Origin of the sequence: Oxynema aestuarii AP17 (genome assembly GCF_012295525.1) — a bacterium.
Classification (GTDB): domain Bacteria; phylum Cyanobacteriota; class Cyanobacteriia; order Cyanobacteriales; family Laspinemataceae; genus Oxynema; species Oxynema aestuarii.
This window is the reverse complement of the sequence record NZ_CP051167.1, coordinates 6,324,299-6,337,021: the sequence shown is the minus strand read 5'-3', so window position 1 is coordinate 6,337,021 and position 12,723 is coordinate 6,324,299. Positions and strand designations below refer to the sequence as shown.

Annotated in this window: 11 protein-coding genes; 7 read left to right on the top strand and 4 right to left on the bottom strand. The window is 54.9% G+C overall.

What is annotated here, in order from left to right; genetic code table 11:
* The first annotated feature begins 125 nt into the window (after positions 1–125).
* On the top strand, positions 126–1,421 hold the full coding sequence (locus tag HCG48_RS25260; protein WP_168571642.1) for a hypothetical protein: 1,296 nt from the start codon (positions 126–128) through the stop codon (positions 1,419–1,421).
* Between the two features lie 149 nt (positions 1,422–1,570).
* Here the strand turns inward: HCG48_RS25260 and HCG48_RS25255 are convergent, their stop codons facing one another.
* Positions 1,571–3,130, bottom strand: coding sequence for an NAD(P)H-quinone oxidoreductase subunit N (locus HCG48_RS25255; protein ID WP_168571641.1), 1,560 nt, complete (start codon positions 3,128–3,130; stop codon positions 1,571–1,573).
* Between the two features lie 473 nt (positions 3,131–3,603).
* Between HCG48_RS25255 and topA the strand changes: the two genes are divergently transcribed.
* Positions 3,604–6,258: a type I DNA topoisomerase gene (gene topA, locus HCG48_RS25250; protein WP_168571640.1), complete on the top strand. Its 2,655-nt coding sequence runs from the start codon at positions 3,604–3,606 to the stop codon at positions 6,256–6,258.
* Between the two features lie 50 nt (positions 6,259–6,308).
* Here topA and ald read toward each other — a convergent pair whose 3' ends face one another.
* A complete protein-coding gene (ald, locus tag HCG48_RS25245) occupies positions 6,309–7,391 on the bottom strand; it encodes an alanine dehydrogenase (RefSeq protein WP_168571639.1) in 1,083 nt (360 codons plus the stop codon).
* Between the two features lie 243 nt (positions 7,392–7,634).
* Here ald and HCG48_RS25240 point away from each other — a divergent pair, with 243 nt between their 5' ends.
* The 5 genes from HCG48_RS25240 to HCG48_RS25220 all read left to right on the top strand — a co-directional run bounded on the left by HCG48_RS25240 (position 7,635) and on the right by HCG48_RS25220 (position 11,190).
* Positions 7,635–7,805 carry a CAB/ELIP/HLIP family chlorophyll-binding protein gene (locus HCG48_RS25240; RefSeq protein WP_168571638.1) on the top strand — a complete coding sequence of 57 codons (171 nt, stop codon included), beginning with the start codon at positions 7,635–7,637 and terminating at the stop codon, positions 7,803–7,805.
* Positions 7,806–8,099: 294 nt separating this feature from the next.
* The gene (locus HCG48_RS25235) at positions 8,100–8,399 is read left to right on the top strand and encodes a hypothetical protein (RefSeq protein WP_375339322.1); all 300 of its coding nucleotides are present in this window, start codon (positions 8,100–8,102) and stop codon (positions 8,397–8,399) included.
* A gap of 45 nt (positions 8,400–8,444) precedes the next feature.
* Positions 8,445–8,945 carry a heavy metal-responsive transcriptional regulator gene (locus HCG48_RS25230; RefSeq protein WP_168572078.1) on the top strand — a complete coding sequence of 167 codons (501 nt, stop codon included), beginning with the start codon at positions 8,445–8,447 and terminating at the stop codon, positions 8,943–8,945.
* Between the two features lie 7 nt (positions 8,946–8,952).
* Positions 8,953–10,104 carry a WD40 repeat domain-containing protein gene (locus tag HCG48_RS25225; RefSeq protein WP_168571637.1) on the top strand — a complete coding sequence of 384 codons (1,152 nt, stop codon included), beginning with the start codon at positions 8,953–8,955 and terminating at the stop codon, positions 10,102–10,104.
* A gap of 147 nt (positions 10,105–10,251) precedes the next feature.
* Positions 10,252–11,190 (top strand): DHH family phosphoesterase, encoded by a 939-nt coding sequence (locus HCG48_RS25220; protein WP_168571636.1) that lies wholly within the window; start codon positions 10,252–10,254, stop codon positions 11,188–11,190.
* A 93-nt stretch (positions 11,191–11,283) separates the two neighbouring features.
* Here the strand turns inward: HCG48_RS25220 and HCG48_RS25215 are convergent, their stop codons facing one another.
* Positions 11,284–12,207 (bottom strand): DUF6816 family protein, encoded by a 924-nt coding sequence (locus tag HCG48_RS25215; protein ID WP_246259778.1) that lies wholly within the window; start codon positions 12,205–12,207, stop codon positions 11,284–11,286.
* A 43-nt stretch (positions 12,208–12,250) separates the two neighbouring features.
* On the bottom strand, positions 12,251–12,652 hold the full coding sequence (locus HCG48_RS25210) for a ChuX/HutX family heme-like substrate-binding protein (protein ID WP_168571635.1): 402 nt from the start codon (positions 12,650–12,652) through the stop codon (positions 12,251–12,253).
* Between the last annotated feature and the right edge of the window lie 71 nt (positions 12,653–12,723).

Genomic DNA, 12,723 nt, shown 5'->3' with positions numbered 1-12,723 from the left:
AGCAAGCAAGATCTTTTGATTCATTCCAACTTCTAAAGTTCACTCCCACCGACGCCCTACTCGCGATCGCACTCGCCCCATCACGAGGCACAATAAACAGATGGGAACCGATCTGAGAAAGCGATATGAGTGTAGAGTACAACGAATTGCTGCAACAAATTGCCACCTTGAAAGAGCGCATATTGGGCTTGGGAACCCGGTTGGCACAGGCGGCAGTGGAATTGAAAGAGGCGGGGGTTCCGGTAGACGAACGGCTGATGGAGGCGATCTCGGCGTATCGTCGGGATTTTGCCAGTACGCGATCGCGCCTGCTGGAATTGGCGCAATCGTCAAAGGCTGCAGGATTGCCCGCCCCCGCTCAAGTGACCTCAATTAAAGACCTCGAAGGCATTGCGCGGGCGATCGCCCCGAGTCAAAGCACTCCGGTAGATGAGAGTAAAGACAAAGCCTTAGAAGTTCTCGATCGCGTCTTGTCGATCTCCCATACACAAGAAAGCGCCTTTCCGCCGTTACAGGCGGCCCACGCAAAGGCCCGGGAACTGCGATCGCGCATTGCCAGTGCGACGACCTCCAGTTTACCGCCGGATGTCGGCGCCTTGGCCAGTGGCAAGCATCCGTTTTCCGCTTTACTGATGTTGATCGACGAAAAAGCGGACGTGGAAGATAACGAATGGGGCGTCCTGGTGGAAGTCGTCGCGCGCGCCTTTGGCAAACCCTTGACCGTGGCGGCGTCTAGAGGCAAATTGCAGTGCGCAATTGGGGGAGCCAGTCCCAGCGCGACGACGGCGAGTCCGACGCCGGAAATGGTGGTGATCGGGGGCAGTGGAGCGCCGACCGAGGCGCAATCCCGAGCCGATCGCGAGGTATTGGAACCCCAAAGGCCACCGTCGAAAGAGTCGGATGTTATTATTCTGCCCAGTTTCGAGCAAGCCCAACAGGGAACGCAAGGAGATCGCCTCACCGTCGGTTCGGCGGCCCCGGCGACCCCGACGACCGAAGGGAACGATTCGGCGTTAGGGCTGAAAATTATGGTGCATTTGGAGCGTTTCGGCGATCGGGAGTTTCGCGATCGCGAATTTGCCGGAACCCGGGGACAAGCCTTGCGCCTGGAAGGTTTTGCGATCGCGATCGAACCGCCCCATCCCGGTTTGGGTATCCGTTACATGGCTCACGTACAGAACCTCGGCGATACTCCCTGGGTCACCGAAGGGGAATATATCGGCAGTCGCGGTCAAGGAAACAAACTCGAAGGTTTTGCGATCGAACTGACCGGACCGGAAGCGCAGCGTTACAAAGTCTGTTACATGGCTCATATCGAGCGCGTCGGCGATACGGAAGTCTTCAGCGATGGCGAATTTTGCGGTCGTCGAGGCAAAGCCTTGCGCGTTGAAGGGATTAAAGTTTGGGTCCAGGAGAAATAGATCCGCAATGAGGTCCGCAATCATGTCGAGTCTTGAATTCGTCTGGTCGCGATCGCCGCTATAAAACAAGAGAAAAGCCTGACTGCAACAGTCAGGCTTTTTGATAGTCATTGAAAGCATCCCAGTGCCGACCGAGAGCGGTAGGGGCTTCAATCGGCCAATTCGGGAGCCGGAATCGAGGCAACTGTTTCCGTTTGCACGAGGGCCGATTGCAGCATCGGCGTGCGCTCGATCGAATCGTTGGCTAACGAGAATAACGGATTCGAGAGAATCCCGGCTAAAGAGGTGACCACGACGGTCAGAATCAAGCTGACTTGTAAGGGTCGCAATCCCGGTAAATTCCAGGAGATCGCCGGGTAATTTTTGACCGCTTCGGACATTTCTTGCGGTTCTTTGACCACCATCATTTTGACGACGCGGATGTAGTAGTAAATACTGATCACGCTGGTGACCAAACCCAGCAGGACCAAGCCGTAGAGTCCGGCTTGCCAACCTGCCCAAAAGAGATAAAGTTTGCCGAAGAATCCGGCGAAGGGAGGAATCCCGCCGAGGGAGAGCAAACAAACCGTCAGACCGAGGGTGAGTAAGGGGTCTTTTTGGTACAAGCCTGCATACTCGCTGATGCGATCGGTTCCGGTCCGCAGGGAGAACAGAATTAAGGCACTAAAGGCGCCCAAGTTCATGAACAGGTAAACCAGCAGGTAGAAAACCATGCTGGCATATCCGGCATCGGTATTGGCGATTAAGCCGATGGTGACGAATCCGGCTTGTCCGATGGAGGAATAGGCGAGCATCCGCTTGAGGCTGGTTTGGGCGAGGGCGACGACGTTCCCGAGGACCATGCTGAGGATGGCGAGGGCGGTAAAGACGAAGTGCCACTGTTCGCTAACCAAGGGGAAAGCGGTGACCAGCAGGCGGATGGCGAGGGCGAAGCCTGCGGTTTTGGAGCCGACGGAGAGGAAGGCGACGACGGGGGTGGGAGAGCCTTCGTAAACGTCGGGAGTCCATTGGTGGAAGGGAACGGCGGAGATTTTGAAGGAAATTCCGGCGATCGCGAACACCAGGGCGATGACTAAGCCGATGGAGACTCCCGTCCCGCCGTTGGCAATGCCTGCGGCGATCGCACTCAAGCGGGTTTCGCCCCCGGAGAGTCCGTAGAGCAAGGAAACCCCGTAGAGAAACACCGCCGAGGAGGCGGCACCGATGAGGAGGTATTTTAACGCCGCCTCGTTAGAACGGGGGTCGAGTTTCATGTAACCCGTGAGTAAGTAAGAGGAAATACTCAGGGTTTCTAAGGAAACGAAAATCATCACCAGCTCGTCGGCGCCGGATAAGAACATCCCCCCCAGGGTGGCGGTGAGCAGAATCATTAAAAATTCTGCCAGGGAGGTGCCGGATTGTTCGACGTAGCGCACCGACATCAGGATCGTGACGATCGCCGACAGGGCAATAATCGCGCGAAAGACGACGCTGAGCGGATCGCCGTTAAAACCGCCGAAGAAGGCGATCGGATCGGGATTGTTCCACTGGGAAAATAAGGCGAGGATGGCCGTACCCAGTCCGGCGATCGCCAGATACGGGGTCCAGCGCGCTGAAGAGCGCCCCACAATCAAATCGCCGACGAGGACCGCCAGCAAGGTGATAATGACAATCCCCTCCGGCAAAATCGTCCCGGCATTAAGCTGGGCTGCAAGATTGGCAAAGTTCATAAGGGGTAATCGGCAGATTGAATACTATCGCTTACTTGTGACTGGCGTGAGTCTATTCAAAATTCTTTACAAGATTGGATCTTACCGCGTTCTCCGTCCCGATCCCAGATTCGGACTCTTGACGGTCTGATTCTTCCGGGCTAAGTGTGGAAATAGTCGGATTCCCCACTCGCGTATCCGGCATCTTGGTTTCCCAACCCGCCGCTCCCATCGTCCCCCTGAGAATCATCTATAACCTGACAATCATCTATAAATAGAGATCGAACGGCGATCGCGTAGCGTCTCCGTAGGCGTAGCCACTCCGAAGGGGCTAGGAGAATCGCGATCGCCCCAACTCCCACCCCAGACCCTCTGTACTCCTACCCGCATTGCTCCGATCGGCGTTTGATTGTTTGATTCGCCTTCGGTTCGACAGATTTCGTAACCTTTGTCAACTGACTATCTAAAGCCCAGCAGCTATTTCTAAACCTCCCATGTCAACCCTTGTGATCGTCGAATCCCCGACAAAAGCTCGCACCATTCGTAACTACCTCCCGTCTGACTACCGGGTCGAAGCGTCGATGGGTCACGTGCGCGACCTTCCCCAGTCGGCCAGCGAAATTCCCGCCTCGGTCAAAGGGGAACCGTGGGCGCAATTGGGGGTCAATGTGGAGGCCGATTTTGAACCGATTTACGTGATCCCCAAAGATAAAAAGAAAGTCGTCAAAGAACTCAAAGCCGCGCTCAAAGAAAGCGATCGCCTCATTCTCGCCACGGACGAAGACCGCGAGGGAGAAAGTATTAGCTGGCACTTACTCCAAGTTCTCAAACCCAAAGTGCCGATCGAACGGATGGTCTTTCACGAAATCACGGAAGAAGCAATCCAAGCCGCCCTCGACAACTGCCGCAACCTCGACGAACAGCTCATCCGCGCTCAAGAAACCCGCCGCATCCTCGATCGCCTCGTCGGCTATACCCTCTCTCCCCTGTTGTGGAAAAAAATTGCCTGGGGCCTCTCCGCCGGACGGGTACAATCCGTCGCCGTGCGCCTCTTGGTCATGCGCGAACGGGAACGGCGCCGCTTCCGCCAAGGCTCTTACTGGGATCTCAAAGCCTTCTTAACCCATGCCAAACACCGTTTCGAGTCCAAACTGATCGCCCTCGACGGCAAACGACTCGCCAACGGCAGCGATTTCGACGAAGCCACGGGTCAAATTGCCGCCGGACGGGATGTGGTCTTACTCGACGAAGCCAGGGCGCGGGGATTGCGCGATCGCCTCGCGGGCAAACCCTGGACGGTCGGCAACATTGACGAACGTCCCCTCACCCGCAAACCCGCCGCCCCCTTTACCACCTCGACCTTACAGCAAGAAGCCAACCGCAAGCTGCGCCTGTCGGCCCGCGACACGATGCGGATCGCCCAAAACCTCTACGAAAACGGCTACATCACCTACATGCGTACCGACTCGGTCCACCTGTCGGAACAGGCGATTACGGCGGCCCGCGCTTGCGTCGAGCAAATGTACGGCCCAGAATATCTCAGCCCCAAACCGCGCCAATATGCCACCAAGAGCAAAGGCGCCCAAGAAGCTCACGAAGCGATCCGTCCGGCGGGCAGTCATTTCCGCACCCCCCAAGAAACCGGACTCTCCGGGCGCGAGTTCCAACTCTACGAGCTGATTTGGAAGCGTACCGTCGCCTCTCAAATGGCCGATGCCCGCCAAACCTCGATCGCCGTCGATCTCACCGTCGAAAATGCCCTGTTTCGCGCCAATGGCAAGCGCATCGACTTCCCCGGGTTCCTACGCGCTTACGTCGAAGGCTCCGACGATCCCGATGCCGCCTTGGAAGACCGCGAAGTGATTTTACCGACGATGGCGGTGGGCGATCGCCCCCAATGTGGCGAAATTGAGGCGATCTCCCACGAAACTCAACCCCCCGCTCGCTATACCGAAGCCTCTCTCGTCAAAATGCTCGAAAGCGAAGGCATCGGACGTCCCAGTACCTACGCCAGCATTATCGGCACGATCGTCGATCGCGGCTACGCCCAAATGACGGGCAATGCCTTGATCCCCACCTTCACTGCCTTCGCCGTCACCGATTTACTCGAAAACTATTTCCCCGAACTAGTGGATACTGGGTTCACCGCCCGCATGGAACAAACCCTCGACGAAATTTCGATGGGGAAAGTCGCCTGGTTGCCCTACTTGCGCGAGTTCTATCTCGGCGAGTCGGGCTTGGAAACTCAGGTCAAACAACAAGAAGACAAGATCGACCCCAATGAGGCGCGCACGATCGAATTGGACAATCTCGATGTCAAAGTCCGCATCGGTCGCTACGGCGCCTATTTAGAAGCCGAAAACGGTTCGGAAACTGTCAAAGCTTCCATTCCCAAAGATCTGACCCCCTCGGACCTCGACCCCCAACAGGTGGAACTGTTGCTGCGCCAGAAAACCGAAGGCCCGGACCAACTCGGCATCGATCCGGAAACGGGCGCCCCGGTCTTCCTCCTGATCGGCAGTTACGGTCCTTACGTCCAACTCGGGGAAGCGACGGAAGAGAATAAAAAACCCAAACGCGCTTCTTTACCGAAAGGCACTACCCCGGATAACGTCACCTTAGAAATGGCTCTCGGTCTGCTCTCCCTACCTCGGGAACTGGGTTTACATCCGGAAACGGGCGCCAAAGTCAAAGCGGGTCTGGGTCGCTTCGGTCCCTATGTGGTCCACGATCTCGGTAAGGAGGGCAAAGATTATCGTTCCCTGAAAAAAGACGATGATGTCTTGACAATTGGCCTCGAACGTGCATTGGAATTGCTCGCCGAACCGAAAAAAGGGCGCGGCAGTCGCAGCAAGAAAGCGAAGGAACCGTTACGGGAACTCGGCACCCATCCGGAAGACGAGGCTGCCGTCAATATTTACGACGGACCTTACGGGCCGTACATCAAACACGGCAAGACCAATGCCTCGATTCCAGAAGGGGAAACGGTGGAAAATATCACCCTAGAACGGGCTGTCGAATTGCTGGCGGCGAAGGCGTCGAGTGCCAAAACTTCTCGCAAGTCGAGCAAGTCGAGTACGACGAAGAAAACGACGAAGAAAACGACAAAAAGCACGGGAACGAAGAAAACAAAAAGCACCAGTCCGTAAGTGAGAGCATTTCCGGAGGCGCGGCGATCGCGCCCCGGAGTCTTGGACCGCTATAAGTCCGGAAACACTTCCTGGACGGCACGATGGACTAACTGATGCTTGTAAATATTGACCCCTTTCGCTAAGGCGGGATCGTCGTCGATCGCCGCGATCCCGCCGGAGGCAAGTTTCAGCACGTAGGGCAAGGTGCTGTTGTTGAGGGCCTGGGTGGCAGTCGCCGGAACGGCTCCGGGCATGTTGGGAACGCCGTAGTGAACGACTCCTTCTTCGACATAAGTCGGTTTGGTGTGGGAGGTGGTTTTTAAGGTTTCGACGCAACCCCCTTGATCGACGGCAACATCGACGATGACCGAACCGGGATGCATTTGTTTGACGAGGGAACGGTTGACTAAGACGGGCGCCCGCCGTCCGGGGACTAAGACGGCCCCGACGAGCAAATCCGCATGGGGGACGACGGCTTCGATTTGCATCGGTTCGCTGTAGAGCAGTTCGACGCGGGAACCGAATAGGGTTTCTAAGTAGGCGAGGCGATCGAGGTTGATATCGAGGATTTGGACGCGGGCGCCCATGCCGACGGCCATGCGGGCGGCTTCGGTTCCGACGATCCCACCGCCTAAAATGACCACGGTGGCGGGTCGTACGCCGGGAACGCCGCCGAGGAGCAAACCCCGTCCCCCTTGTTGCCGTTCGAGGAAGTGGGCGCCGAATTGGATGGCGAGTCGTCCGGCAATGATGCTCATCGGGGTGAGCAAGGGCAGGCGTTTGTCCGGGAGTTCGACAGTTTCGTAGGCGATCGCGGTGACGCCGGAGGCGATCGCCCGTTCGGTCAGGGGGCGATCGGCAGCCAGATGCAAATAGGTAAATAACACTCGATCTTTCGCTAAAAAGTCGTATTCTGCCGCAAGCGGCTCTTTGACTTTGACGACCATTTCCCGATCCCATGCTTCTTTGGCAGAAGCGACGACGATCGCCCCGGCGTCGGCGTACTCTCGATCGCTAAAACCCGCCCCTTCTCCCGCTCCTGTTTCGACGAAGACCGCATGACCGTTTTCTCCGAGAACCCGGACGCTACTCGGACTCAAACCGACGCGAAACTCCCGATCTTTCGTTTCTTTGGGAACCCCAATTTCCATATCTGTCCTCGCTCGCTATTGTTGATTCCTATTCGTTTTAGCGTGAGAAGGCGCCCGTACGATCTCGGGGCGATACTCCTTTGAAGTCATTAAGCGCAAAGCGCGGAGCCATGCCGTAGGCTATAGCGATACCGCAGCCTATACGCGATCGCCAATTTTCACCGACCCATTGACGCCCGAGCGCACATCCCTACAATAGAAAACGATAATAATGTAAAGAAATGTAACTCAACCGGAGACACCATGACGCAACCGCAACCTTCCACTCCTCCCAAAATCGACGAGCCAAAATTCGGTTTTAACGAATATGCAGAGCGTTTAAACGGTCGGGCGGCGATGATCGGGTTTGCGATTACCTTGATCGTCGAGTACGTCACGGGTCAGGGTCTGCTCTCCTGGCTGGGTTTGACCTGATTGCCATCGTTGGAAATGGCGGCCCTTCGGTCGGGGAGAGGCTAAGCGATCGCCCTCTCTTCAGCGCGATCGCTTAGCCTCTCCAAAGGAGAATCGCCGCCGAGTTACGGCAACACGACGGCGCCAAACTCACGCACCCGCTACCCAAACGGAGCCGCTTCCCCTAGAATCTAAGGCAGCCGAGTTATCCTGGAAGTAAGTGGATCCCGAAAAAACGTAAATCGTAAACGATCCGGAGTCTTCGGCCAACACAAAGTCTTACGATTACAAGGACCTATTGAAAGCGGACAAAGTATGATGAATGCTGCATGGCTTAGATTTTTCAAGTCAGCTTACCGTCAAGAACCCGTCACCAGTTTTGTCGTGACAGTGGGGGTAGTTGATGCAGCGATCGGTGGGGCTGATGCGAGCTTGTCGTTGTTTGGATTTGGCTTAACCCTTGCCGGAGTGGCCTTGTTCTGGCGGTGGTGGCAAGCTCAACGACCCTACCCGGGACCGAGCGATCGCGTTGCCGAGCATTATTTACCTGCCAGTTCTTCTCGACCTCCATTACCCATGTTGATGTCCGATAAAAAACATCCGCCACGTCATTAACTTCGGTGCATCTGAAGTTCAGCTCTATTTTTCGCAGTGAAGCCCGTGAACGCAACCTCGGGGAAAGTCTGGCTCAAAATTGGTGAAGTTTCGACCCGGAGCGGGTTGAGTATTAAAACCATTCGCTACTACGAAGATATCGGACTGCTCGATCCGATCGTCGAGCGCTCTTCGTCCGGTTACCGTTTGTTCGAGACGGAAGTTTTCAATCGTCTGGCGTTTATCAAACGGGCGCAATCGTTGGGCTTGAACCTGAGTGAAATTAAGGATATTCTCGACGTTCACGATCGCGGCGAGTTGCCGTGTGGGGAAGTCAAACAGCATTTGGAAGCGAAAGTCGAGGCGATCGATCGCCAGATCGAAGCCTTGGCTACCCTACGGGGGGAACTGCGAGGCATCCTCAACGGTTGGCAAGAACACCCCCCAGCCGACGCTAAAGCGGAAACGATTTGTCCGAATATTCAAAGTAGGGGCGGTTCGCGAACCGTCCCTACTTCGCACCCAAATGGGGACTGTTCCCCTTCCGGCGAAGCAACATCCTTTTGACTCTATCGTGACTCGATTGCCATTTTTCCGTAATTTTGGCGCCGATCGCCGTTTCAAAAAACCCGGGGGTTCGCGGGGGCTGCTGGCGGTCTTGACCCTGAGTGCGATCCTCGCCGGAGGGGCGATCGCGTCCGTCGGGGCCGTAGATCCCACCGGGGGCGATCGCCTCCGGCGAGATGGCGACCTGTCGGCGATCGCGGCTTCCTGGCAAAACCCCGAACGGGTGACCACCCTCGAAGGAGAATCCAACACCGTCGAATCCGTCGCCTTCAGTCCCGACGGCACGATCTTGGCGGTCGGCGGCGGTCGCAACGACCCGCGCATCGAATTGTGGAATCTGGAAAATAACAAGCGCTTTCAAACCCTCAAAGGTCACAAAAACCGGGTGTTAGAACTCGATTTCACCCCGGACGGACGCACCCTCGTCAGTAGCGGCGACGACGCGATCGTCAATCTTTGGAATCTCGAAACCGGGAAACTCAAACATACTTTTCTCGACCATTTCAGCAATGTCGTTTCCCTCGCCATCACCCCGGACAGCCACACTCTGGTGAGTGGGGCCTTAGACGGTCTCAAACTCTGGGATCTACTCGATCCGCAACCCCTTGACAGCGTGTGGCCCTTTCAGCCGATTTATTCCGTGGCGATTTCTCCCGACGGCACCCTCCTCGCCGTCGGAGATCGAGAAGGGGCGATCGCCTTGTGGCCCTTGCAACAAGATGGGGAAGCGATCCGCTTTTCCGAGACAATTGCTACCCCCTTTCGCCACGAAGCCGGGATTACTAGCCTCGCATTCAGCCCCGATGGCCGCCGTTTGGTCAGCGCCGGACTCGATCGCGCCATCCACGTGTGGAACCTGCAAACTGGGCAATTGGACGCCCCCAGCATCCGCACGCGATCGCCCCTGCGTTCTCTCGCCCTCAATCCCGTCGCCACGATCGCCGCAACGACCAGCCGCGACGGGATCAAAATCTGGAATTTGACCGACGCCACCTTACTCGCCGAACTCTCGGAAGATGTGACCGGAGTCGTGGCGATCGCTTGGAGTCCCGACGGGGAACGCTTGGCGACGGGAGGCTTGCAAAGAACCATCGAAATTTGGCATGGCGGTTCCCTTCCAGGTAGTGAAGTTCTCGCCACCACGGATGCAAACTACTAACTCAGGGGCGATTCTCCTGGGGAGACGCGCAGCCCAAAGCGTAGGGTAGACTATACGCGATCGCCGCGATCGCTTTGCCCTAGACACCAGAGAAAACATAGGTTTCAATAGAAATCGTCGAAGCTCTTTATTTCTTCTGTTTTTTCTATGTCTCCAACCGATGGAAAATACCGATTAGTCACTCGCAGTGACTTTGACGGTCTAGTTTGTGCCGTTTTATTAAAAGAACTCGATTTAATTGAAGATATTAAATTTGTCCATCCAAAAGATATGCAGGATGGCAAGATCGAGATAACTAACCGCGATATTACCACCAATTTACCTTACGTGGACGGGGTTTATCTGGCCTTCGACCATCACGAAAGCGAAACCCTCAGAAATGAAGAAATCAAAGAAAACTATATTATCGATCCTAAAGCCCCTTCGGCGGCACGAGTCGTCTACAACTATTACGGCGGACGAGAAACTTTTCCCAATGTCTCCTCAGAAATGATGGCGGCGGTGGATAAAGCCGATTCCGCTCAATTCGATCGCACCGACATCCTCGCCCCGAAACAATGGGTGTTGTTAAATTTTCTCATGGATGCGCGAACCGGATTGGGACGGTTTAGAAATTTCCGCATTTCTAACTATCAGTTAATGATGGAGTTGATCGATTACTGCCGCAATCACACCATCGATGAAATTTTAGAACTTCCCGACGTTCGCGAACGCTTCGATCTCTATTTTGACTACCAAGAACAGTTTAAAGACCAAATCAGAAAATGCTCGGAGGTCTACGACAGTTTGGTGGTTCTCGATTTGAGAAATGAAGAGGTGATTTATCCGGGAAATCGGTTTATGATTTATGCGTTTTACCCGGATTGCAAGATTTCCATGCACGCGATCTGGGGCTTGAAAAAACAAAATACGGTGTTTGCGGTGGGTAAATCGATCCTCAACCGCAGTTGCGATCTCAATATCGGCAGCTTAATGCTCGAATATGGCGGCGGCGGTCATGCAAATGCGGGAACGTGTCAAATTGACAACGATCGCGCTGAAGCGGTGAAAAAAGAACTGATCGATCGCATCAGTCGTGCGTGTTGACCAAGTTGAATCTAGTTTTCTCTAACTAACATGGCGATCGCGCCGCGAACAAGAACAGACTGGGTCGGATCGCGATCGCCTGATGACAACGGATTATTTTTTGGCGTTGTCTTCGAGGGGAAACAATTCCAATTTGTAATGGTAAAGGGCGACAGGTTGACCCCCCGCCGCGAAGAAATCCGGGTCTTGTGGGGAGAGATAAATCGCGGTCATTTGGTCGGCTTCGATCGCCGTGACCGGAGGTTGAAGTTTACGATAATCGGTTGTCGTCTCTACTTCATTGAGATAAATGCTCGAATCGCCGCGAAAGACTTGTTGGGTGATTTCCGTGGCAATAAATTCTTCGTCGGACGGCATTTCGCTTCCTCGGGCCGTGACCACGGAAACCAGGGTGCGATTGCCACTGAGTTCGGTAATTTGACGGTTGGGATCGTCGGGATCGACTTTAACGGAAACGACTTTGCGATCGCCTAAATAAGCTTTGGCTAAATTCAAGCCGTTAAATTCGCGATCGGCAACGATGGTCACGTCGTCGGATCCGTCAGTTTGTCGGTTATTTTGACTTGAAGGCAGTGCGTTAGAAAGATGGGCGGATTCTTCTGGGGAGAATTTGACCTGAAAGGTGACGGGTTTTTTGAGAAATCGTTTATTTTTCTCGAATCCTGGGGTCACAATTTCCGGGGCTAATGGCGCGTACTGTTCGAGTAAGGTACTGGTGACTTCCCAGGTTCCTTCCATCCAGTTGGGATACAGCAGATCGCCCTTAGCCAGTTGCAATCGAGGTTTGCTTTGCCATTCGGGAAAGCGACTGACGCGATCGCCGAGGGATCCGGCTAAAGCGGGTGCGGTTATTCCGAACAACGCGATCGCGAGGACGGCGATACGCCGGAGGTGTTGACACCAGGATTGGCAAACGTCAACCCACGCAGATACTTGTCCGATCTGAGTGGCGATCGAGTTGGTCGGCGATTCTCCTTTGGAGACCCTACGCGAACGAAAATGCATGAATAAATGCATGAATTTTTTTCCCCTGGGCGATCGAGACGATATGGGCGAGTTCTTATTCGGCGATCGGACTCGGTTGCCAAACTTCGCCGTATTTGTCGCGCAACGCTTGCCAGGCTTCGACTTGTCCGGGTTCGTACTCGCCGGGTTTACCCCACTGTAAGAAGGCACTGAGGGCGTTGTTCTCGGCGCGATCGACGAACCGGATGGCATAGGTGGTGAAGTTGCCCCGTTTGGCTTCCCCGGTCTCGAATTTCACGGTGGCAATTTCGTCCATATTCAAGTGAAACTCGAAACCTTCGGCGTGCATGTTGGCATATTTGCCTTTCGGAAGTTCTGCATAAAACAGATTTTCGATGCGGGTACGGACTTCGAGAACTGCCGCCTGACTGGTAACGATCAGGCGCAGGGTTCCTAATTGCTGAGTTTCTTCGATGAATTCTTTGAGATTTGGCATGGGTGGGTTTGGGATTTTAGATTTTAGATGGCCGGACTAGGGGGTGGGAAATGCCTATGGCTGATGGCCTA